We start from the raw sequence: 24293 nt of genomic DNA, 5'->3' as shown, positions 1-24293 counted from the left end.
ATCGGTGAAGGCGCGACGGCTGGCCGCCGCGCCCGGCGCATCAGACGGCGAAGAGCAGGTACTCACGCTCCCAGGAGCTGATCACGCGCTTGAAGTTTTCATGCTCGGCCCGCTTGACCGCGACGTAGCCGGTGATGAAGGTCTTGCCGAGGTACTTCTCGATGGTCGCGCTGTTTTCCATGCGCTCCAGCGCGTCCTCGATGGTCAGCGGCAGGCGCAGGTTGCGGCGCTCATATCCACGGCCGACCACAGGGGCGCTCGGGTTCAGGCCCTCGACCATGCCGATGTAACCGCAGAGCAGGCTCGCGGCAATCGCCAGATACGGGTTGGCGTCAGCGCCCGGCAGGCGGTTTTCCACGCGGCGGTTCTGCGGTCCGGCATCCGGTACGCGCAGGCCGACGGTGCGGTTCTCTTCGCCCCACTCGACGTTTACCGGTGCCGAAGTGTCCGGGAGGAAGCGGCGGAACGAGTTGACGTTCGGCGCGAACAGCGGCAACAGCTCGGGAATCAGTTTCTGCAGACCACCGATGTGGTGCAGGAACAACTGGCTCATGGTCCCGTCTTCGTTGGAGAAGACGTTCTTGCCGGTCTGAATGTCGATGATGCTCTGGTGCAGGTGCATCGCGCTGCCCGGCTCGCCGGTCATCGGCTTGGCCATGAATGTCGCTGCCACGTCGTGCTTGAGCGCGGCTTCACGCATGGTGCGCTTGAACACCAGAATCTGATCGGCCAGCGACAGGGCGTCACCGTGACGGAAGTTGATTTCCATCTGCGCCGTGCCGTCCTCGTGGATCAGCGTGTCGAGGTCCAGCTCCTGCAATTCGCACCAGTCGTAGACGTCTTCGAACAGCGGGTCGAATTCGTTCGCCGCTTCAATGGAGAACGACTGCCGGCCGATTTCCGGACGGCCCGATCGGCCGATCGGCGGCTGCAACGGATAGTCGGGGTCGTCGCTGCGCTTGGTCAGGTAGAACTCCATTTCCGGCGCCACGATTGGCTGCCAGCCCTTGTCGGCATACAGCTTCAAGACTTTCTTGAGGACGTTGCGTGGCGACAGCTCGATCGGGTTGCCTTGCTTGTCGTAGGTGTCGTGGATCACCTGCGCGGTCGGCTCGATGGCCCACGGCACCAGGTACACGGCGTTCTGGTCGGGGCGGCAGATCATGTCGATGTCGGCCGGGTCGAGCAGTTCGTAATAGATGTCGTCTTCGACGTAGTCGCCGGTCACGGTCTGCAGCAGCACGCTCTCGGGCAGACGCATGCCTTTCTCGGCGATGAACTTGTTGGTCGGCGAGATCTTGCCCCGGGTAATGCCGGTCAAGTCGCCGATCATGCATTCGACTTCTGTGATCTTGCGGTCTTTCAACCAATCGGTGAGCTGGTCGAGGTTGTTACTCATAAATGCCTCTGGGCTGAGTCTGCTGACGCGATGTCAGGCAATTTTGACGCTTGCGGCGTCGCGTTAAAGGGGGCTTGCTCGCGCAGTGCCGGCTTACGCCTGGCACCGCGCATAGACAATGAAAGAGGAGCTTACCTGCCCTTGACGCTGGCGTTGCATTTCCCGTGCACTTTGCAAACGTGCAGAATCACAAGCATGACGCTGAGTGCGGCACGGGCTTTGGAAGGGAAAGAGTTCTATAGTGAAAGGAGACGCCATAAAGCGGATGCTGTGCCCGACGTCCAGAATATCGGACGCTGCCGTTTTGCCGGATGTGGACGAACGTGTCGTCGACAGGCTGCGCGCCTTGCTGGCTGCGCTACGGACGGATTGATCGCCACTGATGTGATGAGCATGCAGACCGGACTGTTGCGAGCAGTCGGTGATGCCGATTAACGGCAGGCGAGACATGAAGCACCCCGGTATTATTGCTGTTATGGGTTTGACCGGAGCTTAGCCTTGTTCATTTTTTTACACAACACCCCCGTAAAAAATACAACACGGCCTGCTCAAGCCCGCAGCTGAGCAACGTTCAAGGTTTGAAAAAACGCCCCAAAGTGCCCCATAAATGCCCTTCAAGCGCTTTTTCGGGGCAAAAAAGGCCTCGCTTGACTTCGGCAGGCCGTTCGGGTTGACTGAAACCAGAAAAGATCAATGATTGATATTTTTAACAACAAAGGTGTTGCATCATGTCGGTACCCCCGCGTGCCGTTCAGCTTAACGAAGCGAACGCGTTCCTTAAGGAACATCCTGAGGTTCTGTACGTTGACCTTCTGATTGCGGATATGAATGGTGTGGTGCGCGGCAAGCGCATCGAACGCACCAGCCTCCACAAGGTTTACGAGAAAGGCATCAACCTGCCGGCCTCTCTATTTGCTCTGGATATCAACGGCTCCACGGTGGAAAGCACCGGTCTGGGCCTGGACATCGGCGACGCCGATCGCATCTGCTATCCGATCCCCGATACCCTGTGCAACGAGCCATGGCAGAAGCGCCCGACCGCGCAGCTGTTGATGACCATGCACGAACTCGAAGGCGATCCGTTCTTCGCCGATCCCCGTGAAGTGCTGCGCCAGGTGGTGACCAAGTTCGACGAGCTCGGCCTGACCATCTGCGCCGCCTTCGAACTCGAGTTCTACCTGATCGACCAGGAAAACGTGAACGGCCGTCCGCAGCCGCCACGCTCGCCGATCTCCGGCAAACGCCCGCACTCGACGCAGGTCTACCTGATCGACGACCTCGACGAATACGTCGACTGCCTTCAGGACATTCTGGAAGGTGCCAAAGAGCAAGGCATCCCGGCCGATGCGATCGTCAAGGAAAGTGCCCCGGCGCAGTTCGAAGTGAACCTGCACCACGTCGCCGACCCGATCAAGGCCTGCGACTACGCCGTCCTGCTCAAGCGTCTGATCAAGAACATCGCCTACGACCATGAAATGGACACCACCTTCATGGCCAAGCCTTATCCGGGCCAGGCGGGCAATGGTCTGCACGTACACATTTCGATTCTGGACAAAGCCGGCAAAAACATTTTTGCCAGCGAGGATCCCGAGCAGAACGCCGCGCTGCGTCACGCGATCGGCGGTGTGCTCGAGACCCTGCCGGCGCAGATGGCTTTCCTCTGCCCGAACGTCAACTCCTACCGTCGCTTCGGCGCGCAGTTCTACGTACCGAACTCGCCGTGCTGGGGCCTTGACAACCGCACCGTGGCGATCCGCGTACCAACCGGCTCTGCCGATGCCGTACGTATCGAGCACCGCGTGGCCGGCGCCGACGCCAACCCGTACCTGCTGATGGCTTCGGTACTGGCCGGCGTGCACCACGGCCTGGTCAACAAGATCGAACCGGGCGCGCCTGTCGAAGGCAACAGCTACGAACAGAACGAGCAGAGCCTGCCGAACAACTTGCGCGATGCCCTGCGCGAGCTGGACGACAGCGAGGTGATGGCCAAGTACATCGATCCGAAGTACATCGATATCTTCGTCGCCTGCAAGGAAAGCGAGCTGGAGGAGTTCGAACACTCCATCTCCGACCTTGAGTACAACTGGTATCTGCATACCGTTTAAGCAGATTACAGCTTCAGGAAAAACGCCGTTGGCTGATTCAGCCAGCGGCGTTTTTTTATGGCCGAACACAAAACCTGTGGCGAGGGGATTTATCCCCGTTGGGTTGCGAAGCAGCCCCAAATCCATCCCACTCGGTATGTCAGGAATACCCGGCTCTCAGGGTTTACGACTGCTGCGCAGCCGAACGGGGCGGTGCGACGTTTCGCTAAATCCCCTCGCCACAGGGTACTGGCAGACAACACCTGAACCGCCTCGTACAATGCCCGCTGCCCCGCAGGAGACTTCCATGACGCGTCCCGCCACCGTCCGCAAACCCCGTGCCCGCAGTCAGGCGCGGATCGATTCGATCCTCGATGCCGCGCGCACGCTGCTGGCGGCCGAGGGCGTGGCCAGTCTGTCGATCTACAGCGTCGCCGAGCGCGCGCAGATTCCGCCCTCCTCCGTGTATCACTTCTTCGCCAGCGTCCCGGCGCTGCTCGAAGCCCTGACCGCCGACGTCCACGCAGCCTTCCGCGCCTGCCTGCAAGCGCCGATCGATCACGATGCTTTGCGTGACTGGCGTGACCTGTCGCGACTGGTCGAACAGCGCATGCTCGAGATTTACGACGAAGACGCCGCCGCGCGGCAATTGATCCTGGCGCAACACGGCCTGACCGAAGTGACCCAGGCTGACCGCCAGCACGATCTGGAACTGGGCGACCTGATGCACAAGCTGTTCGACCAGCATTTCGAATTGCCGAGGCTGCCGGACGATGTCGATGTGTTTGCCCTGGCGATGGAACTGGGCGACCGGGTTTATGCCCGTTCGGTGCAGCAGCACGGGCAGATCACCCCGCGCATGGCCGAGGAAGGGATGCGCGTGTTTGATGCCTATATCGGGTTGTACCTTCCGCCATATTTACCCAAAAGAAATCTCTAGCGCATGCACCGGCCCTTTCGCGAGCAGGCTCGCTCCCACATTTGAAATGCGTTCCCCTGTGGGAGCGAGCCTGCTCGCGAAAGCCGCGCCGCCGAATCCGCGACAGGCACAAAAAACCCCGCAGGGCTCACACCCTCCGGGGTTGTTTTTTGCTCACCGGCTTACAACTTGGCGATCGATACCTCGGTGGATTTCACAAAGGCGATCACTTCGCTGCCGACCACCAGCTCCAGCTCTTTCACAGAGCGGGTGGTGATCACCGAAGTGACGATGCCCGAAGCGGTCTGCACGTCGATTTCCGACAGCACGTCGCCGAGGACGATTTCCTTGATCGAGCCTTTGAACTGGTTGCGCACGTTGATGGCTTTGATAGTCATGGCATTTCTCCTAGGATCGAAATGAGCTGCAAGCAGCAAGCTATAAGCTGCAAGTAAAAGCACCAGGCTTGTTCTTGCGGCTTGTAGCTTGAAGCTTGCAGCTGCTTCATTGCGCCCAACGCAATTGCGCAGGCAGGGGTGAAACGGGTTCCGGCGCCGGCGGTTCGCCGGGCAGGGACAGAACACGGTTGAGCACTTCGGTTTCCAGTGCGGCGAGGCGATGCGAGCCACGGACACGCGGGCGCGGCAGTTCGACGTGCAGGTCGAGGCCGACTTCGCCGTCCTCGATCAAAATCACCCGATCAGCGATCGCCACCGCTTCACTGACGTCATGGGTTACCAGCAGCACGGTAAAACCGTGTTGCTGCCAGAGCCGTTCGATCAGTTGCTGCATCTCGATGCGGGTCAGCGCATCCAGCGCGCCGAGCGGTTCGTCGAGCAGCAGCAGACGCGGCTGGTGAATCAGCGCCCGGGCCAGCGCCACGCGCTGCTTTTGGCCACCGGACAACGCCGCCGGCCACTCATTGGCACGATCAGCCAGACCCACGGCTTCCAGTGCATCCAGTGCTTGCTGGCGCCAGTTGCCCTTGAGGCCGAGACCGACGTTGTCGATGATCCTTTTCCACGGCAGCAGCCGCGCTTCCTGGAACATCAGCCGCGTATCGTCGCGCGCCTGGCTGAGCGGCGCGGAGCCGGCCAGCAGCTCGCCGCCAGTCGGTTGATCGAGGCCGGCGAGCAAGCGCAAGAACGTGCTCTTGCCACAACCGCTGCGCCCGACCACGGCGACAAACTGCCCCGCCGGAATGTGCAGATCGATGTCGCGCAGCACCTGGCGCGCGCCGAAGGTTTTCTGCAGGTTGCGCACCGCCAGTGGAATCCCGCGCAACAGGCGTGGAGGTTGTTGAGCGGTCATGCCGCACCTCCCTTGGCAACCTGATAGGCCGGATGCCAGCGCAGCCACACACGTTCAAGTCCACGGGCGGCGAGGTCGGCGAGTTTGCCGAGCACCGCGTAAAGCAGGATCGCCAGCACCACCACGTCGGTCTGCAAGAACTCGCGGGCGTTCATCGCCAGATAGCCGATACCGGAGCTGGCCGAGATGGTTTCAGCGACGATCAGCGTCAGCCACATGAAGCCCAGGGCGAAGCGCACGCCGACCAGAATCGACGGCAACGCTCCCGGCAGAATCACCTGCCAGAACAGGCTGAAACCGCTCAGACCATAACTGCGCGCCATTTCCACCAGCGCCGGGTCGACGTTGCGGATGCCGTGGTAAGTGTTGAGGTAAATCGGGAACAAGGTGCCCAGCGCCACGAGGAAAATTTTCGCTGATTCGTCAATGCCGAACCACAGGATCACCAGCGGAATCAGCGCCAGATGCGGCACGTTGCGGATCATCTGCACCGAGCTGTCGAGCAGGCGCTCGCCCCACTTCGACAGGCCGGTGATGAAGCCCAGCACCAGACCAATGCTGCCGCCGATGGTAAAACCGAGTGCCGCGCGCCAGCCGCTGATTGCCAGGTGTGTCCAGATCTCGCCGCTGCGCACCAGACTGACGCCGGCTTCGATCACCGCTACCGGTGCCGGCAGAATCCGCGTCGACAACCAGCCCGCCGACACCGACAACTGCCACACCGCCAGCAGCAACACCGGCAACGCCCAAGGCGCGAGGCTGTGGATAAATTTCTTCATGGCCGCGCCTCAGCTCTGCGATGCGGCTTTGGGCAGAATGTCGTTGGCGACCATCTCGCCAAACGGGCTGACATAACCGGCGCTCTTCGGCAGTTCCGGGCGTTCAACGTCAAGATGCGGGAACAGCAGCTCGGCCACGCGATACGATTCTTCGAGGTGTGGATAACCGGAGAAGATGAAGGTGTCGATGCCCAGATCGGCATATTCCTTGACCCGCGCTGCCACGGTCGGGCCATCGCCGACCAGCGCAGTACCGGCACCGCCACGTACCAGACCGACGCCGGCCCAGAGGTTCGGGCTGACTTCCAGATTGTCGCGGCTACCGCCGTGCAGCGCGGCCATGCGTTGCTGGCCGACCGAGTCGAAACGCGCCAGCGACGCCTGCGCACGTTGGATGGTGTCGTCGTCCAGGTGCGAGATCAGCCGGTCCGCCGCCTGCCAGGCTTCGGCGTGGGTTTCACGCACGATCACATGCAGACGAATGCCGAAGCGCACGGTACGGCCGAGTTTGGCGGCTTTGGCCCGGACTTGTGCGATCTTCTCGGCCACCGCTGCGGGCGGCTCGCCCCAGGTCAGGACCATCTCGACTTGCTCGGCGGCCAGATCCTGCGCCGCTTCGGAGGAGCCACCAAAATACAGCGGCGGACGCGGTTGCTGGATCGGCGGATACAGCAGCTTCGCGCCCTTCACGCTGATGTGCTCGCCGTCGTAATCGACGGTTTCGCCTTCCAGCACACGGCGCCAGATGCGGGTGAATTCCACCGAGGCTTGATAGCGTTCCTCATGGTTGAGGAACAGGCCGTCGCCGGCCAGTTCTTCCGGGTCGCCACCAGTCACCAGATTGAACAGCGCACGCCCGCCGGACAAACGATCCAGCGTCGCTGCCTGGCGCGCCGCGACCGTCGGGGAAATGATCCCGGGGCGCAGGGCGACGAGGAATTTCAGACGCTGGGTCACTGGAATCAGTGAGGCCGCCACCAGCCACGAGTCTTCGCAGGAACGCCCGGTCGGAATCAGCACCCCGCCAAAACCCAGACGATCCGCCGCTTGCGCGACCTGTTGCAGGTAACCGTGATCAACCGCGCGGGCGCCTTCGGCGGTGCCAAGGTAATGGCCGTCGCCGTGGGTCGGCAGGAACCAGAAGATGTTGAGGCTCATGGAGTGGTCTCCTTGTGGATTCGAATTACTGGGCGGGGGAGCTTTGGGCCACAGCGGCCGGCGGGGTCCAGATCACATCCTTGATGCTCAACGGCTTGGGAATCAGCTTGAGCTGGAAGAACGTGTCGGCGATTTTCTGTTGCGCCGCGACCACTTCCGGGGTCAGGAACAACGCGCCGTAGCCCTGGCGTTTCACCGAGGTCAGGGTGATGTCCGCCGGCAGGCCAAGCAGTGGCGCGACCTGTTGCGTCACGTCTTCGGGATTGGCTTGCGACCATTCACCCACCGCGCGCACTTCTTCGACGAGGGTCTTGATCACCTCGGGATTTTTCTGCGCGTAAGGTTTGGTCGCGAGGTAGAACTGATGGTTGTCGACGATGCCTTTGCCGTCACGCAGGGTGTGCGCTTGCAGTTGTTTCTCGGCAGCGGCCTGGTACGGATCCCAGATGACCCAGGCGTCAACGCTGCCACGTTCGAACGCAGCGCGGGCATCGGCCGGCGGCAGGAACACGGTCTGAATATCGCTGTACTTGAGGCCGGCGTCTTCCAGTGCACGCACCAGCAGGTAGTGCACGTTGGAGCCTTTGTTCAGGGCGACTTTCTTGCCTTTGAGATCGGCCACCGATTTGATCGGCGAGTCTTTCGGCACGAGGATCGCTTCGCTGTTCGGCGCTGGCGGTTCGTAGGCAACGTAGAGCAGATCAGCGCCGGCAGCTTGAGCGAAAACCGGTGGGGTTTCGCCGGTCACACCAAAGTCGATTGAGCCGACGTTGAGGCCTTCGAGCAGCTGCGGGCCGCCGGGAAACTCAGTCCATTGCACGTCGACGCCTTGCGCGGCGAGGCGTTTTTCCAGCGTGCCCTTGGCTTTGAGCAGCACCAGTGTGCCGTACTTCTGATAACCGATCCGCAATGTCTCGGCTTGAGCTTGGGTGATGGCGCCGAAGGTGACAGCCGCAGCAAACAGAGCGACCAGACCACGACGCAAAAATACAGTGCGCATAGCGCTCTCCTTTTTGCTGTTGGGTTTTGGCTGCACCTGCTTGCCCGTTGGCGGGCGAGTAAGGCCAGTACTTCAAATTTCGATGAGGCTTAAATGCTCCAGCGAGCACTCAACAAACGTTCGTTCAGCAGGCCTGGCTCCAGCGGTTTCGGCCGGCGCGCCATGGCGCCGATGAACTGGTCCAGGGCCTCGTGCAAGCGCTGCTCCAGGGCCGGCGCCAGTTGCGCGGCGGCACTGCCTTCGCCATAAGCGATCTGGCTGTCCTCGGCGAAAATGCCCTGAAGCATTTCCTGCGCTTTGAGTGCCGACAGCACGGGCTTGAGGGCGTAATCGACCACCAGCATGTGGGCGATGCTGCCGCCCGTGGCCATCGGCAAGACAATCTTGTGGTTCAAGGCACGCTCGGGGAGCAGATCCAGCAGGGTCTTCAGCGCACCGGAAAACGAGGCCTTGTACACCGGCGTGGCGATCAGCAGGCCATCGGCGTTTGCGATCTGTTGCAGCAGGTCGAGGACCTTCGGGCTGTCGAAGCGCGCGTGGAGCAGATCCTCGGCCGGAAAGTCCCGCACCTGATAACTCACCACTTCCACCCCTTGCTGTTGCAACCAGCGTTGCGAGCGCTCCAGCAGCACCCCGGAACGGGAGCGCAGACTGGGGCTGCCACCGAGTGAGACGACCAGCATTGCAGATACCTTTAAGCGTTACGGGCGATTCGCAGGCTGCGATCTCGCTTCAATGGCAGTGACCTTACCAGCTGATTTATATATCCATAAATCATATTTATTCATTTGGTTATGCATTTAAGAGATATACCACCGAGCAAAATCCAGCCGAAAAAAAAGGCCGTCGAAACGGCCGAAATTCCCCTGCGTTGTAGTCACACGAAGATCGTTCCCACGCTCTGCGTGGGAATGAATCCATGGACGCTCCGCGTCCACTGTGACGCGGAGCGTCACGGGCGGCATTCCCACGCAGAGCGTGGGAACGATCAAAATCTCACTGACTTATTTGTTCGGCTGCGGCGTCAGGCGCAGGTACGGCTTCACCGCGCGATAGCCTTTGGGGAAGCGCTGCTTGATCTCGTCCTCATCCTTGAGCGACGGCACGATCACCACCTCTTCACCGTCCTGCCAGTTGGCCGGAGTGGCGACCTTGTAGTTGTCGGTGAGCTGCAGCGAGTCGATCACCCGCAGAATCTCGTGAAAGTTGCGCCCGGTGCTCGCCGGGTAGGTAATGGTCAGGCGGATCTTCTTGTTCGGATCGATGACGAACAGCGAACGTACCGTCAGGGTGTCGTTGGCGTTCGGGTGGATCAGGTCGTAGAGATCGGAGACCTTGCGATCGACATCGGCCAGGATCGGGAAGTTGACGGTAGTGTTCTGGGTTTCGTTGATGTCTTCGATCCACTTGTGGTGCGAGTCCACCGGGTCGACCGACAGCGCGATGGCTTTGACGCCGCGTTTGCTGAACTCATCCTTGAGCTTGGCGGTGAAGCCCAGCTCGGTGGTGCACACCGGGGTGAAATCCGCCGGATGGGAAAACAGCACGCCCCAGCTATCGCCCAGCCATTCGTGGAAACGAATCTTGCCGGCGCTGGAGTCTTGTTCGAAATCGGGGGCGATGTCGCCGAGTCTGAGGCTCATGGTGCTGCTCCTGATGAGGGATGGGAGACAACAACTGTAGCTCGGGATCAATCAGCGTGAAAAAGAATAAATAAATAGATATCTAGATGATTCGGGAATATTAAAGATCTGTTCATTGGACACCGGCCTGCATCGCGACGAACATCGGTTGCAAGGTTCGAGAAGGCCTTGAGTTGCAGCAAAGAGGGAAATCGAGAAGGGCTTACGGGGGTGAGCCTGACTCGAAACGCAAAAGCCCCGTCCGGCGCGATGCCGGACGGGGCTTTTTTTGCTTCAGTTACTTGGTCGAGCTGTTACAGCAGCGGGATCGAGTAGCTGAGGATCAGGCGGTTTTCGTCCTGGTCGCGTTGACCGGCGATATCGGTGCGCCACGAAGCGTTTTTCCACATGAAGCCGACGTTTTTCAACGGGCCTTCTGGAACAACGTACGCTACGGTCAGATCGCGTTCCCACTCGGAAGCGCCATTGGAAGTCTGGACGCGACGAGCGTAGGTATCAACGTTGTCACCGCGCAGGTAAACCATGCCGGCGGTCAGGCCTGGCACGCCAACTTTGGCGAAGTCATAGGAGTAGCGTGCTTGCCAGGTGCGCTCGCCGGCACGGGCGAACTTCTGGATCTGCATGTCGGTGATGGTGTAGTTCGACGAGCCGTCACCCTGGTTCAGCCAAGGGAAGTCGCTGCTGCCATTGCTCACCTGATAGCCACCACCAAAGGTGTGACCGGCAACGGTGTAAAGGAACAAGCCGCTGTACAGGTTGTTGTCGACCTTACCTTTGCCGTTACCCAGCGTACTGTTGCCGTACGCACCGTTGCTGAAGTAGTCCGAATCGTTGCCATTGCGGCCGTCATCGGAGCTATTGAAGTACCGGAAGTCGGACTTCAACACACCTGGGCCAATCGACCAGTTATGCACCAGACCCAGGAAATGCTGCTTGTAGAAGTTTTCCAGGTTGCCGTAGTAGTACTGGGCCGTCAGATCCTTGGTGATCTTGTAGTCACCACCCGCGTAGATGAACTTGTTGCTGTTTGTGGTGCGCGCAGTTGCGCCACCGATCGACAGCTGCTCATTGTTGCTGGAGTTACGACCTTTCACGTGTTCGATCTGGCCACCGACCAGAGTCAGGTCCTTGATCTCGCCGGAAGTGATCTGGCCACCCTGCCAGGTTTGTGGCAGCAGACGACCATCGTTGGTCACGATGACCGGGTTCTTCGGCTGCAAGGTACCCAGCTTCAGTTCGGTCTGGGAAATCTTGGCCTTGGCCGTCAGACCCAGGCTGGAGAAGTTATCAACCGCCTGACCGTTGGATTCGCTTGGGAAAACAGTGCCGCCGTAGGCACTGCCAGGGGTGCCATCACCGTTAACGTTGCCGTTGGTGCCGCCGCCCGAATCCAGACGTACGCCCAGCAGGCCGATGGCATCGATACCGAAGCCGACAGTGCCTTGGGTGTAACCCGAAATGAAACGCAGATCGAAGCCTTGGCCCCATTCTTCGTTGCGACTTGGTTCGGCAGTGCCGTTACGGTTGTCAGTGTTGATGTAGAAGTTGCGCAGACCCAGAGTAGCCTTGCTGTCTTCGATGAAACCGGCGGCGCCTGCCTGCTGCGCCATAACCCCAACGGCCACAGCCAGGGCCAAGGTGGACTTGTTCATGTATCGCTCCTCTCGTTCTAATTCTTGTGTTCCTGGTTCGGGGTCGATTTGCCCTGAATCCTAAGATGCGCGATTAGCGCCAGACCGTGACTGCCAAGTCAATCGTAACCTTGTGTGTCTACGACCATCGTCTAATCGCCAGTGATTGGGTCCCTGCAGCGTAAAGACTTCCTGATAATCCCAAAAAGAATTTATTCATCCTTTTTCATACCATTCGGACATATGGCCCATTAATGGCCCTTTGCGCCGGGAAACAGCGTATCGGCGCCTAAGCTCATTCCTAAATGGTATTTGTTGACCTTTTTTTAGATCGATTAGCTTTGCCGTGCTCCCAACACGGCAAATCCCATCGAAAAGGCGACGCATCATGGCGAAACGCGCACTATCAAGTCAATTTGTTACAGTTTGTGTGTCGGCACTGTTTTCTTTTTCCGCACATGCCGCCGGTCTGACGGTCGGCTACCAGACCGGGATCGATCCGAGCAAAGTGCCGCAGGCCGATGGTGTCTATGAAAAAACCATCGGCGAGAAGATCGACTGGCGTCGTTTCAACAGCGGCCCGGAAGTCGTCACTGCCATTGCTTCTGGCGACGTGCAGATCGGCAACCTTGGCTCAAGCCCACTGGCGGCAGCTACTTCACGCAATCTGCCGATCGTGGCGTTTATCGTTTCGGCGCAGATTAATGCCGCAGAAGCCTTGGTGGTGCGCAACGGCAGCGGCATCGACAAACCGCAGGACCTGATCGGTAAAACCATCGCCACACCGTTCGTGTCGACCTCGCACTACAGTCTGCTTGGGGCGCTGAAGCACTGGGGCCTGAATACTTCGCAAGTCAAAGTGGTCAACCTGCAACCGGCGGAAATCGCCGCCGCGTGGAAGCGTGGCGACATTGACGGGGCGTTTGTCTGGTCGCCGGCGCTGGGCGAGATCCGCAAGACCGGCAAGACCCTGACCGACGCCGCCCAAGTCGGCCAGTGGGGTGCGCCGACCTTCGAGGTGTGGGTGGCGCGCAAGGACTTTGCCGAGAAGCATCCCGAGGTCGTGGCCAAGTTTGCCAAGGTCACCCTGGAGTCGTTCGCTGATTACGCCGCACACAGAGACAGCTGGACGGCCGACTCGGTGCCTGTGCAGAAAATCGCCAGATTGACCGGTGCCAACGCAGCAGATGTGCCGGAACTGCTGGCCGGTTCGGCGTTCCCGGATGCCAAGGCGCAGCAAAGCACGGCGCTGCTGGACGGCGGCACCGCCAAGGCCATTGCCGAAACGGCGAAATTCTTGAAGGAACAAGGCAAGGTCGAGACGGTGCTGCCTGATTATTCGCCGTACGTCAGCGCCAAATTCATCACTGACTGAATGCAGAACCCTGTGGTGAGGGGATTTATCCCCGCTGGGTCGCGTAGCGACCACCTATGGTTTCACTTGGAAACGCAAGGGGACTGCTGCGCAGTCCAGCGGGGATGAATCCCCTCGCCACAGGAGACCTCGCCGTTGTTCAGAGGGTCTTTTCGAAGATCTTCGAATTGCGCTGATAGTTGTACAGCGACGCCCGCGCCGCTGGCAGGCGTTCGACGCTGCTTGGCTCGAACCCGCGCTCGCGGAACCAGTGCGCAGTACGCGTGGTGAGTACGAACAGGGTCTTCAAACCCTGCGCCCGTGCGCGGGTTTCGATGCGTTCGAGCAATTCGTCGCCGCGACCGCCATGGCGATACTCCGGATTCACCGCCAGACACGCCAGTTCGCCGGCATCGGAATCGGCAATCTGATACAGCGCCGCACAGGCGATGATCATGCCTTCGCGCTCGACCACGCTGAACTGCTCGATCTCGCGCTCCAGCACTTCCCGCGAGCGGCGCACCAGAATGCCCTGCTCTTCCAGCGGACTGATCAGGTCGAGCAAACCGCCGACGTCTTCAATCGCCGCCTCGCGCACCAGTTCGAATTGCTCTTGCGCAACCAGCGTACCGCCACCGTCGCGGGTGAACAGCTCGGTCAGCAGCGCGCCGTCTTCGGCGTAACTGACGATATGACTGCGCGCCACGCCGCCACGGCAGGCTTCGGCGGCGGCATCGAGCAACTCCGCTTGATAGTTGCTCATGCCCAGACGCTGCAAATGGGCCGGCACTTGCTGCGGGCGCAGCTCGCGTACCAGCTTGCCGTTTTCGTCGATCAGGCCGAGCTCGGCGCCGAACAACAGCAGCTTGTCCGCGCCCAGATCAATCGCGGCGCGGGTGGCGACGTCTTCGCAGGCAAGGTTGAAGATTTCGCCGGTCGGCGAATAGCCCAGCGGCGACAGCAGCACGATCGAGCGCTCGTCGAGAAGGCGATTGATGCCCTTGCGGTCAACCCGACGCACTTCACCGGTGTGGTGATAGTCGACACCTTCCAGCACACCGATCGGCCGCGCGGTGACGAGGTTGCCGCTGGCCACGCGCAGGCGCGAGCCCTGCATCGGCGACGAAGCCATGTCCATCGACAGCCGCGCTTCGATGGCGATGCGCAACTGGCCGACCGCATCGATCACACACTCCAGCGTCGCGGCATCGGTGATGCGCATGCCGTGATGGTAATGCGGGGTCAGGCCACGGGCGGCGAGGCGGGTTTCGATCTGCGGGCGCGAGCCGTGCACCAGCACCAGACGCACGCCCAGACTGTGCAGCAAGACCAGGTCGTGGACGATGTTGCCGAAATTCGGATGCTCGACGCCGTCGCCGGGCAGCATGACGACGAAGGTGCAATCGCGATGGGCATTGATGTAAGGGGACGCGTGGCGAAGCCAATTGACGTATTCGGGCATGAACCTGGGCCTGTAATAAAGAGCAGCCGAAAAAAGGGGCGAAACGAAAAACGCACAGCGGGCTGATGGTTATCGTCGGAACAGGCTTGGCGACACGCGCGCTCTCCTCATGAATACGGGTTGTGGTGCAGGCAATTTACCGGGTTGATGCAAGACATTTAACCCAGTGGGAGCGAGCCTGCTCGCGAAAGCGGTGGATCAGGTTCATCAATGGCGACTGACAAAACGCTTTCGCGAGCAGGCTCGCTCCCACACAGGGCCGTCATCGTTCGTCTGTCGTCAGGCAGTAATGTTCAATCAACTGCCGAATCAGATGCACGGTAGGCTGCAAACGTGACATTTCTAGGTACTCGCCGGGTTGATGCGCGCAGGCAATGTCGCCGGGGCCGAGGACGATGGTTTCGCAGCCGAGGCGCTGAAGATAAGGCGCTTCGGTGCCGAACGCTACTGCTTCGGCGCGATGGCCGGTGAGCTTTTCGGCGATGCGCACCAGTTCGGCATCTTCGGACTGCTCGAACGGCGGCACTTCCGGGAACAGCGGTCGGTAATCGATTTTCACCTTATGCCGCTCGGCCACCGGGTTGAGCTTGCGCAGGATTTCCGCGCGCAGCACGCTCGGGTCCATGCCCGGCAGCGGCCGCAGGTCGAACTCCAGCGAACACTGGCCGCAGATGCGATTGGGGTTGTCGCCGCCATGAATGCAACCGAAGTTCATCGTCGGTTGCGGCACGCTGAATTGTGGATTGCTGAATTCGCGCTGCCACAACAGGCGCAGACCGCGCAGTTCGCCGATGGCATCGTGCATCGCTTCAAGGGCGCTGTGGCCCAGACGCGGATCAGACGAGTGGCCGCTCTGCCCGAGAATGTCGATGCGCTCCATCATGATGCCTTTGTGCATGCGGATCGGCTTGAGCCCGGTCGGCTCGCCGATCACCGCCGCGCGGCCCAGCGGTTGCCCGGCCTCGGCCAGTGCGCGGGCGCCGGACATCGAGCTTTCTTCGTCGCAGGTGGCGAGAATCAGCAGCGGTTGCTTGAACGGCTGATCAAGCAGCGGCTGCACGGCTTCGATGATCAGCGCGAAGAAGCCCTTCATGTCACAACTGCCCAGCCCGACCCAGCGGCCATCAACCTCCGTGAGCTTCAGCGGGTCGGTCTGCCACAACGCGTCGTCGTACGGCACGGTGTCGCTGTGCCCGGCCAGCACCAGGCCGCCGGGGCCGCTGCCGAAACTGGCGAGCAGATTGAATTTGCCGGGGCTGACCTGCCGGATATCGCAGCTGAAGCCCAGGTCACCAAGCCAGCCCGCCAGCAGATCGATGACGGCGCGGTTGGACTGGTCCAGGTTCGGTTGAGTACAGCTGACCGATGGCGCGGCAATCAGCGCGGCGAACTGGTCTTGCATGGACGGCAATGGCATCACTGACTCCAGGTCCCGGATTGAGGCCCACTATAGAACCATCCGGCGCGCGGAATAAACCGCCGCAGGGCGTAGGAAGTTTGACTCCTGTACACTGCACGGCCTTGGCAGCCACACATTCCCCCGGCTGCGCTCCCGATTCTGGATGTTCCGGCCATGCAAAAAGAAACTGAAATCAAACTCCGCGTCAGCCGCGAAACCCTCGCTGCCCTGCGCGAGCACCCGCTGCTGAAGAAACGCAACAAAAGTGGCTGGGAACGCCGTGAGTTGATGAACCAGTACTTCGACACCCCCGAGCGCGACCTCGCCCAAGCCAAAGTCGCCCTGCGCCTGCGCAAGGACGGTGACGAAGTGATTCAGACCCTCAAGACCCGTGGCCAGAGCGTCGCCGGTCTGTCCGAGCGTAACGAGTACGACTGGAAACTGGCGAAAGCCAAGCTCGACGTGAAAAAACTCGACGGCGAATGCTGGCCCGAGTCGCTGGCCGAGCTGGACAAGAAAACCCTCAAGCCGATCTTCACCACCGATTTCGTCCGCGAGCGCGCCGAAATCGCCTGGGGCCGTGGCAAGACCAAAGTGGTCATCGAAGCCGCGCTGGACCTCGGTCATGTGGTGGTCGGCAAGCAGAAGGAAGAAATCTGCGAGCTGGAACTGGAACTGCGCGAAGGCGAGCCTGCCGCGTTGCTGGAACTGGCTGCCGAATTGGCCGAAACCCTGGCGCTGATGCCATGCGATATCAGCAAGGCTGAGCGCGGTTATCGTCTGCACGACGCCAACAGTTACTCGCTGAGCCTGCCGGCGCCGCAGCTGACCACCGAAACCCGTCTCGACGACGCCTTCGCCGCGCTGAGCTGGCATCTGCTCGGCAGCAGCCAGCGTCTGGCCGAACAATATCGCTTCAACGGTCACTGGCGTCTGTTGCAGGACTGGGTCGAGAACCTCGCGGAAATGCGCGCCCTGCTCAGCAGCCTCGGCCAGGCGGCGCCGCGTCAGTCGACCCACGATTTGCGTGTGGCCCTCGATGCCTTGCTCGAAGACTGGCGCCCGTTGGTGCAGGTCGGCATCGAAGATGAAGACGTGCGCAAAGCCGCGCCGGAGCAGTTCCTCGAAGAGCTGGAAGATCCGCGCTGGGGCCAGTTCTCGCTGAACGCTTCACGCTGGCTGTTGGCCCGCACCTGGACCGCCGACCGCAACACCCGTGGCAACCGTCAGGGTGACGCGCAACTGCACAGCTGGTTGCCGCGTCTGTTGGGCGAAGAAGCCACCGCTCTGCAGCTGCAACGCTATCAGCAGCAGCCGGAAGATCTCGCTGAACAACTGCCGCGTATCGAACGCATTCAGGTCTGGTTGCACCACGCGCGCAACGTGCTGGACATCCCGGAAATGGATCGCCTTTACGGTGAGCTGAACAAACTGGCGCAACTGGCCAACGAGCCGACCATCACCGACGAACTGCTCGATGCACGCAAGCATCAGGCGATTGCGGTGTACCAGAACCGCGCCTGGAAAATCCTGCTGCGCATGTGATGACCCTGTGGCGAGGGGATTCATCCCCGCTGGGTCGCAAAGCGGCCCCGTTCTTAAAAAAGCGGGGACTGTTGCGCAGCCCAGCGGGGATAAATCCCCTCGCCACAAAGGCCATCCGCACTAGACCGGCAGGCTGGTGGTGGACTTGATCTCCGACAGCGCCACGATCGAATTCACTTCCTGTATCCCCGGCACCAGCGATAGCTTCTCGAAGAAGAACCGCTCGTACGCCTCGATATCCGCCGCGACAATGCGCAGCATGAAATCCACCGCCCCCATCAGCACATAACACTCCAGCACTTCCGGAAAGCCGCGAATCGCCTCGGTGAACTCGGTGAAGTTCGAACGCCCATGAGCGTTGAGTTTGATCTCGGCAAAGATCTGCGTGTTCAGGCCGATCTTCTTGCGATCCAGCAAGGTCACCTGGCCGCGAATGATGCCCTCCTCCTTCATCCGCTGAATCCGCCGCCAGCACGGCGATTGCGACAGGCCGACCTGCTCGGCGATCTGCGCGCTCGACAGTGAAGCGTCTTCCTGCAGCAAGGCGAGGATCTTGCGGTCGTAGGCGTCCAGCTCGCTGTGCATAAAAAATCCTCAAAGATCAGCTTTCACGAATCAACTCTTTCGATAAATCCGTTCAGACGCCGATCATAGCCAAGAAATACCCCGCACCGAATGTAAAAATTTCTCCAGTGATTTTGGAGACTCGCCATGCCGCACCTTGAAGCCGTAAACACCCCCGCCGCCCGCGCTGATGTCTGGAACGTCAACAACGCCCACTGCCTGGCGCAATACCAAATCCTCGCCGAGGCCGAGCCGGATCTGCTGGTGCGCGTGTTGAATCTGTTCGCCTTGCAATTTCTGACGCCGGAGCAGGTCAAGGTCCAGCGCCAGGACGATCTGCTGTCGATCGATCTGCTCATGAGCGGCCTGAGCTGGCATCGCGCGCAAGTGATCGCGGAGAAACTGCGTAACCTGATCAGCGTCTGCGCCGTGGACCTGCACAACGCCGACACGGCGTGGCAGGCGCCCGCACAGGCTGCCGGCTGACAAATTCGGCAACGGCTTCGTCGGGTAGTGGCCCAACGGTCAGCGGGGCCACGACTATCCTTTTGCGCATGACGCTTAAAAAGGAAAGCCGCATGTCCGTTCAATTTGTCACTCAGGACCGCTGGCTGGACCTCAACGATGTATTACGGGAACTGGTCGCCCAAGGCTTCATCTGCCAGGACGCGGCGGAACAGGCGCTCAATGCCCGCCGTCGCCATGCTGCTCACGGGCAGATGCATCCGCTGGAATTCATCGCCAGCCAGCAACTCGACGACCTCAGCCGTCCGGGCAAACATCTGGATCTGGAAAGCCTGACCCTGTGGCTGGCGCAACAGGCCGGTCAGCCGTATTTGCGCATTGATCCGCTGAAAATCAATGTCGCGGCGATCACGCCGCTGATGTCCTACGCCTTCGCCCAGCGCCACAAGATTCTCGCCGTCGCCGTGGATCGCGACTCGGTCACCGTGGCCAGCGCTCAGCCCTACGTCAGCGGTTGGGAAGCTGACCTGACCCACGTATTGAAGCTGCCGATCAAACGGGTCGTGGCCAACCCGGTCGACATCCAGCGCTTCAGCGTCGAGTTTTTCCGGCTGGCCAAATCGGTCAGCGGTGCCAGCAATGCCGACGCCCAGGGCGGCAATCTCGGCAACTTCGAACAACTGCTCAATCTCGGCGCCAGCGACCAGGAACCGGACGCCAACGACGCGCACATCGTCAACATCGTCGACTGGCTGTTCCAGTACGCCTTCCAGCAGCGCGCCAGCGATATCCACATCGAACCGCGCCGTGAGCACGGCACCGTGCGCTTTCGCATCGACGGCGTGTTGCACAACGTCTATCAATTCCCGCCGCAGGTGACCATGGCGATCGTCAGCCGCCTGAAAAGCCTTGGCCGCATGAACGTCGCGGAAAAGCGCAAACCCCAGGATGGCCGGGTCAAGACCAAGACCCCGGACGGCGGCGAAGTGGAGTTGCGTTTGTCGACCTTGCCGACGGCGTTCGGCGAAAAAATGGTCATGCGGATTTTCGACCCGGAAGTGCTGCTGAAGAATTTCGACCAGTTGGGTTTCAGCGCCGACGACCTGCGCCGCTGGCAGGACATGACCCGCCAGCCCAATGGCATCATTCTGGTCACCGGGCCGACCGGTTCTGGCAAGACCACCACCCTGTACACCACGCTGAAAAAACTGGCGACGCCAGAGGTCAACCTCTGCACCATCGAAGACCCGATCGAAATGGTCGAGCCGGCCTTCAACCAGATGCAGGTGCAGCACAACATCGAACTGACCTTCGCCGCCGGGGTGCGCGCGCTGATGCGACAGGACCCGGACATCATCATGATCGGCGAGATCCGCGATCTGGAAACTGCGGAAATGGCGATTCAGGCCGCGCTCACCGGGCACTTGGTCCTGTCCACCCTGCACACCAACGACGCGCCGAGCGCCATCAGCCGTTTGCTCGAACTCGGTGTGCCGCATTACCTGATCAAAGCCACCGTGCTCGGCGTTATGGCTCAGCGTCTGGTGCGCACTTTATGTCCGCACTGCAAGGCGCCGCTGACGCTCGAAGATGAAGACTGGCAAACCCTGACCCGGCCCTGGCAGGCGCCGCTGCCGAGCAATGCGCAACGGGCGATCGGATGCCTGGAATGCCGCGACACCGGCTATCGCGGGCGCGCCGGCGTGTACGAAATCATGCAACTGAGCGACAGCCTCAAAGCATTGATCACCCCGGATACCGACCTCACCGCGATCAGGCGTCAGGCCTTCAAGGAAGGCATGCGCAGCCTGCGCCTGTCCGGCGCGCAGAAAGTCGCGGCGGGGCTGACCACGGTGGAAGAAGTGCTGCGGGTGACGCCGCAAAGTGAGTTGAAATAATTCAGCACGGAACTGGATCGGGGGATCGGCTATCCAACCCCGTAGTCAATCCCAGGAGTCACCTCATCATGCGTCTCAAACTCGCTGTCGCCACCTTGGCCCTGCTGTCGCTTCCCGTTGGTTCGGCCATGGCGGACAGCTTTTGGCGTAACGTCATCTCCTCCGGCGCCACCACCGGTTCGACCTACCTGACCTTCAAGGATCACAAGCTGATCGTCGCCGCCCAGGACGACGCCGGCAGCTTCGTCGCCAGCGACGGCGGCATCCGTGGCCCGTACCTGGAAGCAGCGATGCAGAAAGTCCGCGCCGACAACCCGGGCCTGCAGGCTTCGGACATGGAACTGGCGAACGCGATTCTGGCGAAGAACGCCGTGGCTTCCGAGTAAGCCTCGCACCCTCAAAAATGCCGCTCGATCGAGCGGCATTTTTTTGCCCGGATTACCGCCTCACCACCATGCCTTGTGGGAGCGAGCCTGCTCGCGAAAGCGGTGAGCCAGTCACCGAAAATGCTGGCTGGACGATTGCTTTCGCGAGCAGGCTCGCTCCCACAGGGAGGTGGTGGATTTAGAGATCAGCGGTAATCATCCACCGGCACACACGCGCAATACAGATTGCGATCGCCATAAACGTTATCCACCCGATTCACCGCCGGCCAATATTTGTGCAAGCGTGTGTGCGCATCCGGGGTGATGGCCTGTTCGATGCTGTAAGGCCGTTCCCAGATCCCAGTGACATCGGCCAAGGTATGCGGCGCGCGTTTGAGCGGATTGTCTTCGCCCGGCCAGTTGCCCTTCTGCACTTCATTGATCTCGGCGCGAATGCTCAGCATCGCCGCGATGAAGCGGTCGAGCTCTGCCTTGGACTCGCTCTCGGTCGGCTCGACCATCAACGTACCCGGTACCGGGAAGGACATGGTCGGCGCATGGAAGCCGTAATCCATCAGACGCTTGGCGACGTCCTCCTCGCTGATGCCGGTCTGCGCCTTCAGTGGGCGCAGATCAAGAATGCATTCATGCGCCACCCGGCCGTTGCGCCCGGCGTAAAGCACCGGGAATGCTCCGGATAGATGCTGCGCCAGATAATTCGCCGCCAGTATCGCCACCTCGCTGGCGTCCGCCAGTTGCGGGCCCATCATGGCGATGTACATCCAGCTGATCGGCAAAATGCTCGCACTGCCCCACGGCGCTGCGCTGACTGCGCCGTTCTGTGCCAGCGGCCCGTCAATCGGCACCACCGGATGATTGGCGACGAACGGCGCCAGATGCGCGCGAACCCCGATCGGGCCCATGCCCGGCCCGCCGCCGCCATGGGGAATGCAGAAGGTCTTGTGCAGGTTCATGTGCGACACGTCGGCGCCAATGTCCGCCGGTCTGGCCAGGCCGACCTGGGCATTGAGATTGGCGCCATCCATATACACCTGGCCGCCGTGCTGATGGATCACTGCGCAGATTTCGCTGATGCCTTCCTCGTAAACCCCATGGGTCGACGGATAAGTCGCCATCAGGCACGACAACTTGTTCCCGGCCTCGGCGGCTTTCAGCTGCAAATCATCCAGATCGACATTGCCCGCCTCATCGCATTCGACAATGACCACACGCATCCCGGCCATCTGCGCAGACGCTGGATTGGTGCCGTGGGCCGACGACGGAATCAGGCAGATATCTCGCGCGCCCTCCCCTCGGCTCTCGTGATATTTACGGATCGCCAGCAGCCCGGCGTATTCGCCCTGCGCGCCGGAGTTGGGCTGCATGCAGATCGCATCGAAACCGGTAATCGCACACAGCCAACGCTCAAGCTCTTCGATCATCAGCGTGTAACCGACAGCCTGCTCCCTCGGCACAAACGGATGCAGATGGGCGAACTGCGGCCAGGTGATCGGGATCATCTCGCTGGTGGCGTTGAGCTTCATCGTGCACGAGCCCAGCGGGATCATCGATTGGTTGAGCGCCAGGTCCTTGTTTTCCAGCTGTTTGAGGTAACGCAGCATCTCGGTTTCGCTGTGGTGAGCGTTGAACACCGGATGTTGCAGGTACGGCGTACTGCGCTGGAGTTCGTCGGGAATTCCCGAGGCAATGTCCTGCGCATCAAGCGCATCCACGATCAGGCCGTGATCGGCGCCGAGCAGCACGTCAAACAGTTTCGCCACGGTGTGTTCATCACAGGTCTCGTCCAGACTCAGACCGACACGGCCGCGCCCAAGAATGCGCAGGTTGATCTGCGCTGCCTGAGCGCTTTCGATGATTGCGGTTTGTGCACCGCCGACCTCCAGAGTCAGCGTGTCGAAGAACTGCCTGTTGAGCCGTTTGATGCCGTTGCGCTCGAGTCCCGCCGCAAGGAGGCAGGTCAGGCGATGCACGCGCTGGGCGATACGCTTCAAACCCTCCGGGCCGTGATACACCGCATAACAACTGGCGATATTGGCCAGCAGCACCTGCGCTGTGCAGATGTTCGAATTGGCTTTCTCGCGGCGGATGTGTTGCTCGCGGGTTTGCAGGGCCATGCGCAGCGCGACGTTGCCGCGAGCATCTTTCGACACACCGATGATCCGCCCCGGAATCGCTCGTTTGTATTCCTCGCGGCTGGCGAAAAACGCCGCGTGCGGGCCGCCATAACCCATCGGCACACCGAAACGCTGGGACGAACCGAACACCACATCGGCACCCAACTCACCCGGCGGCGTCAGCACCAGCAGGCTGAGCAAATCGGTGGCGACGCAGGCCAGGGCCTGTTGTGCGTGCAGGTGGTTGATCAAGGGTTTGAGATCGCGAATTTCGCCGTGGGTGTCGGGGTATTGCAGCAGCGCGCCGAACACCTCGTGCTGCGCCAGGTTATCCACCGCGTCGACGATCAGCTCGAAGCCGAAACCTTCGGCGCGGGTCTGTACCACGGAGAGGGTTTGCGGATGGCAATTTTCATCCACAAAAAACAGATTGCTCTTCGACTTCGCCACGCGCTTGGCCAAAGCCATGGCTTCGGCCGCTGCGGTAGCCTCATCGAGCAGCGAGGCGTTGGCCAGTTCCAGGCCGGTGAGGTCGATGGTCAGCTGCTGAAAATTCAGCAGGGCTTCGAGCCGGCCCTGGGCGATCTCTGGTTGATATGGGGTGTACGCGGTGTACCAGCCGGGATTTTCCAGCACGTTGCGCAAGATGACGGTCGGCGTGACGGTGCCGTGGTAGCCCATGCCGATCAGGCTGGTGAACAGCTGATTCTGCTCGGCATAACCGCGCAGCTTCTCCAGTGCAGCCTGTTCGTCGAGAGCCGGCGGCAGATCCAGTGCGCGATTGAAGCGAATGCCCGGCGGCACGGTCTGCTCGATCAGCTCGGCGCGACTGCCCAGGCCCAGGCTGTCGAGCATCGCCTGCTGCTCGGCGGCATCCGGGCCGAGGTGGCGGCGCAGAAAGGCTTGGGGATCGCGTAACTGGCTCAGGGACGGCGACTGGGACATGACGGGCTCTCCTGGCTGGCGCTTGGCGTCAATCGACACGGTCAAACCAGCATAGCAGGCGAATTTTCAAGATCACGCCGCCCCTGTGGGAGCGAGCCTGCTCGCGAAAGCGGTGTTTCAGAAACCTTGGCATTGACTGATATGGCGCTTTCGCGAGCAGGCTCGCTTGTATGGTAGGACTTGAAGGGAGGAGGAGGGACAAGGCTCGATTCTGACTGTTAGCGCAGTACAGACCGT

At 60.8% G+C, this 24293-nt stretch carries 21 protein-coding genes; 7 read left to right on the top strand and 14 right to left on the bottom strand.

The genetic code is table 11. The annotated features are described in order from the left end of the window. Nucleotides 1-40: 40 nt before the first annotated feature. Both AAEZ10_RS25360 and AAEZ10_RS28050 read right to left on the bottom strand, forming a co-directional pair. Nucleotides 41-1399: a glutamine synthetase family protein gene (locus AAEZ10_RS25360; RefSeq protein ID WP_016772658.1), complete on the bottom strand. Its 1359-nt coding sequence runs from the start codon at nucleotides 1397-1399 to the stop codon at nucleotides 41-43. A 93-nt stretch (nucleotides 1400-1492) separates the two neighbouring features. After that, nucleotides 1493-1849 carry a glutamine amidotransferase gene (locus AAEZ10_RS28050; RefSeq protein ID WP_143170051.1) on the bottom strand — a complete coding sequence of 119 codons (357 nt, stop codon included), beginning with the start codon at nucleotides 1847-1849 and terminating at the stop codon, nucleotides 1493-1495. Nucleotides 1850-2127: 278 nt separating this feature from the next. On the opposite strand from AAEZ10_RS28050, the gene AAEZ10_RS25350 reads away from it, so the two are divergent. Together AAEZ10_RS25350 and AAEZ10_RS25345 are read left to right on the top strand one after the other, a co-directional pair. Continuing rightward, a complete protein-coding gene (locus AAEZ10_RS25350) occupies nucleotides 2128-3504 on the top strand; it encodes a glutamine synthetase family protein (RefSeq protein WP_016772657.1) in 1377 nt (458 codons plus the stop codon). A 286-nt stretch (nucleotides 3505-3790) separates the two neighbouring features. Further along, on the top strand, nucleotides 3791-4423 hold the full coding sequence (locus AAEZ10_RS25345) for a TetR/AcrR family transcriptional regulator (RefSeq protein ID WP_041476873.1): 633 nt from the start codon (nucleotides 3791-3793) through the stop codon (nucleotides 4421-4423). Nucleotides 4424-4584: 161 nt separating this feature from the next. Here the strand turns inward: AAEZ10_RS25345 and AAEZ10_RS25340 are convergent, their stop codons facing one another. From AAEZ10_RS25340 to AAEZ10_RS25305, 8 genes are all read right to left on the bottom strand, one after another. Next, on the bottom strand, nucleotides 4585-4800 hold the full coding sequence (locus tag AAEZ10_RS25340) for a TOBE domain-containing protein (RefSeq protein ID WP_003229256.1): 216 nt from the start codon (nucleotides 4798-4800) through the stop codon (nucleotides 4585-4587). A gap of 106 nt (nucleotides 4801-4906) precedes the next feature. After that, nucleotides 4907-5713: an aliphatic sulfonates ABC transporter ATP-binding protein gene (gene ssuB / locus AAEZ10_RS25335; RefSeq protein WP_122748322.1), complete on the bottom strand. Its 807-nt coding sequence runs from the start codon at nucleotides 5711-5713 to the stop codon at nucleotides 4907-4909. Next, nucleotides 5710-6492, bottom strand: coding sequence for an aliphatic sulfonate ABC transporter permease SsuC (gene ssuC, locus AAEZ10_RS25330; RefSeq protein ID WP_011336451.1), 783 nt, complete (start codon nucleotides 6490-6492; stop codon nucleotides 5710-5712). Before ssuC ends, ssuB begins: the two co-directional genes overlap by 4 nt. A 9-nt stretch (nucleotides 6493-6501) precedes the next feature. Further along, on the bottom strand, nucleotides 6502-7650 hold the full coding sequence (ssuD, locus tag AAEZ10_RS25325; protein ID WP_350571481.1) for an FMNH2-dependent alkanesulfonate monooxygenase: 1149 nt from the start codon (nucleotides 7648-7650) through the stop codon (nucleotides 6502-6504). Between the two features lie 25 nt (nucleotides 7651-7675). Next, on the bottom strand, nucleotides 7676-8650 hold the full coding sequence (locus tag AAEZ10_RS25320; RefSeq protein WP_071172169.1) for a sulfonate ABC transporter substrate-binding protein: 975 nt from the start codon (nucleotides 8648-8650) through the stop codon (nucleotides 7676-7678). Between the two features lie 89 nt (nucleotides 8651-8739). Beyond that, nucleotides 8740-9333: an NADPH-dependent FMN reductase gene (ssuE, locus tag AAEZ10_RS25315; RefSeq protein WP_041476877.1), complete on the bottom strand. Its 594-nt coding sequence runs from the start codon at nucleotides 9331-9333 to the stop codon at nucleotides 8740-8742. Between the two features lie 321 nt (nucleotides 9334-9654). Next, complete coding sequence (locus AAEZ10_RS25310; protein ID WP_350571478.1) at nucleotides 9655-10293, bottom strand: peroxiredoxin; 639 nt, start codon at nucleotides 10291-10293, stop codon at nucleotides 9655-9657. 293 nt (nucleotides 10294-10586) lie between these two features. Further along, nucleotides 10587-11945 carry an OprD family porin gene (locus AAEZ10_RS25305; protein ID WP_016772649.1) on the bottom strand — a complete coding sequence of 453 codons (1359 nt, stop codon included), beginning with the start codon at nucleotides 11943-11945 and terminating at the stop codon, nucleotides 10587-10589. 364 nt (nucleotides 11946-12309) lie between these two features. On the opposite strand from AAEZ10_RS25305, the gene tauA reads away from it, so the two are divergent. Further along, a complete protein-coding gene (tauA, locus tag AAEZ10_RS25300; RefSeq protein WP_350571499.1) occupies nucleotides 12310-13299 on the top strand; it encodes a taurine ABC transporter substrate-binding protein in 990 nt (329 codons plus the stop codon). 139 nt (nucleotides 13300-13438) lie between these two features. Here tauA and argA read toward each other — a convergent pair whose 3' ends face one another. Together argA and argE are read right to left on the bottom strand one after the other, a co-directional pair. After that, nucleotides 13439-14740, bottom strand: a complete 1302-nt coding sequence (gene argA, locus AAEZ10_RS25295) for an amino-acid N-acetyltransferase (RefSeq protein WP_016772647.1) — start codon at nucleotides 14738-14740, stop codon at nucleotides 13439-13441. Nucleotides 14741-15002: 262 nt separating this feature from the next. Continuing rightward, nucleotides 15003-16157, bottom strand: coding sequence for an acetylornithine deacetylase (gene argE / locus AAEZ10_RS25290; protein ID WP_122705617.1), 1155 nt, complete (start codon nucleotides 16155-16157; stop codon nucleotides 15003-15005). A gap of 156 nt (nucleotides 16158-16313) precedes the next feature. Between argE and AAEZ10_RS25285 the strand changes: the two genes are divergently transcribed. Beyond that, on the top strand, nucleotides 16314-17684 hold the full coding sequence (locus AAEZ10_RS25285; protein ID WP_350571475.1) for a CYTH domain-containing protein: 1371 nt from the start codon (nucleotides 16314-16316) through the stop codon (nucleotides 17682-17684). A 120-nt stretch (nucleotides 17685-17804) separates the two neighbouring features. On the opposite strand, the gene AAEZ10_RS25280 is transcribed toward AAEZ10_RS25285, so the two are convergent. Further along, a complete protein-coding gene (locus AAEZ10_RS25280; RefSeq protein ID WP_024014730.1) occupies nucleotides 17805-18269 on the bottom strand; it encodes an Lrp/AsnC family transcriptional regulator in 465 nt (154 codons plus the stop codon). A 126-nt stretch (nucleotides 18270-18395) separates the two neighbouring features. Between AAEZ10_RS25280 and AAEZ10_RS25275 the strand changes: the two genes are divergently transcribed. From AAEZ10_RS25275 to AAEZ10_RS25265, 3 genes are all read left to right on the top strand, one after another. Further along, on the top strand, nucleotides 18396-18734 hold the full coding sequence (locus AAEZ10_RS25275; RefSeq protein WP_281121042.1) for an ACT-like domain-containing protein: 339 nt from the start codon (nucleotides 18396-18398) through the stop codon (nucleotides 18732-18734). A gap of 92 nt (nucleotides 18735-18826) precedes the next feature. Beyond that, nucleotides 18827-20611: a type IV pilus assembly ATPase TfpB gene (tfpB, locus tag AAEZ10_RS25270; protein ID WP_024014732.1), complete on the top strand. Its 1785-nt coding sequence runs from the start codon at nucleotides 18827-18829 to the stop codon at nucleotides 20609-20611. 65 nt (nucleotides 20612-20676) lie between these two features. After that, the gene (locus tag AAEZ10_RS25265) at nucleotides 20677-20997 is read left to right on the top strand and encodes a DUF2388 domain-containing protein (protein ID WP_172667868.1); all 321 of its coding nucleotides are present in this window, start codon (nucleotides 20677-20679) and stop codon (nucleotides 20995-20997) included. A 185-nt stretch (nucleotides 20998-21182) separates the two neighbouring features. Here AAEZ10_RS25265 and gcvP read toward each other — a convergent pair whose 3' ends face one another. Next, nucleotides 21183-24056 carry an aminomethyl-transferring glycine dehydrogenase gene (gene gcvP, locus AAEZ10_RS25260; RefSeq protein WP_350571472.1) on the bottom strand — a complete coding sequence of 958 codons (2874 nt, stop codon included), beginning with the start codon at nucleotides 24054-24056 and terminating at the stop codon, nucleotides 21183-21185. Nucleotides 24057-24293 lie beyond the last annotated feature (237 nt).

It is taken from the genome of Pseudomonas sp. H26/SER47-MNA-CIBAN-0231, assembly GCF_040310465.1.
Classification (GTDB): Bacteria; Pseudomonadota; Gammaproteobacteria; order Pseudomonadales; family Pseudomonadaceae; genus Aquipseudomonas; species Aquipseudomonas atacamensis.
Note: the sequence above shows the minus strand (reverse complement) of the source record. Positions and strands in the feature narration are given on the sequence as shown.

Coding starts and splice junctions, on each gene's coding strand:
- ssuE (WP_041476877.1), bottom strand. CDS start 9,333: ATGCTGGTCGTCTCACTCGGTGGCAGCCCCAGTCTGCGCTCCCGTTCC.
- ssuD (WP_350571481.1), bottom strand. CDS start 7,650: ATGAGCCTCAACATCTTCTGGTTCCTGCCGACCCACGGCGACGGCCAT.
- AAEZ10_RS25275 (WP_281121042.1), top strand. CDS start 18,396: ATGCCGCACCTTGAAGCCGTAAACACCCCCGCCGCCCGCGCTGATGTC.
- argE (WP_122705617.1), bottom strand. CDS start 16,157: ATGCCATTGCCGTCCATGCAAGACCAGTTCGCCGCGCTGATTGCCGCG.
- ssuB (WP_122748322.1), bottom strand. CDS start 5,713: ATGACCGCTCAACAACCTCCACGCCTGTTGCGCGGGATTCCACTGGCG.
- tfpB (WP_024014732.1), top strand. CDS start 18,827: ATGTCCGTTCAATTTGTCACTCAGGACCGCTGGCTGGACCTCAACGAT.
- AAEZ10_RS25345 (WP_041476873.1), top strand. CDS start 3,791: ATGACGCGTCCCGCCACCGTCCGCAAACCCCGTGCCCGCAGTCAGGCG.
- gcvP (WP_350571472.1), bottom strand. CDS start 24,056: ATGTCCCAGTCGCCGTCCCTGAGCCAGTTACGCGATCCCCAAGCCTTT.
- AAEZ10_RS28050 (WP_143170051.1), bottom strand. CDS start 1,849: ATGTCTCGCCTGCCGTTAATCGGCATCACCGACTGCTCGCAACAGTCC.
- AAEZ10_RS25360 (WP_016772658.1), bottom strand. CDS start 1,399: ATGAGTAACAACCTCGACCAGCTCACCGATTGGTTGAAAGACCGCAAG.
- AAEZ10_RS25280 (WP_024014730.1), bottom strand. CDS start 18,269: ATGCACAGCGAGCTGGACGCCTACGACCGCAAGATCCTCGCCTTGCTG.
- AAEZ10_RS25305 (WP_016772649.1), bottom strand. CDS start 11,945: ATGAACAAGTCCACCTTGGCCCTGGCTGTGGCCGTTGGGGTTATGGCG.
- AAEZ10_RS25285 (WP_350571475.1), top strand. CDS start 16,314: ATGCAAAAAGAAACTGAAATCAAACTCCGCGTCAGCCGCGAAACCCTC.
- AAEZ10_RS25340 (WP_003229256.1), bottom strand. CDS start 4,800: ATGACTATCAAAGCCATCAACGTGCGCAACCAGTTCAAAGGCTCGATC.
- argA (WP_016772647.1), bottom strand. CDS start 14,740: ATGCCCGAATACGTCAATTGGCTTCGCCACGCGTCCCCTTACATCAAT.
- ssuC (WP_011336451.1), bottom strand. CDS start 6,492: ATGAAGAAATTTATCCACAGCCTCGCGCCTTGGGCGTTGCCGGTGTTG.
- AAEZ10_RS25350 (WP_016772657.1), top strand. CDS start 2,128: ATGTCGGTACCCCCGCGTGCCGTTCAGCTTAACGAAGCGAACGCGTTC.
- AAEZ10_RS25310 (WP_350571478.1), bottom strand. CDS start 10,293: ATGAGCCTCAGACTCGGCGACATCGCCCCCGATTTCGAACAAGACTCC.
- AAEZ10_RS25320 (WP_071172169.1), bottom strand. CDS start 8,650: ATGCGCACTGTATTTTTGCGTCGTGGTCTGGTCGCTCTGTTTGCTGCG.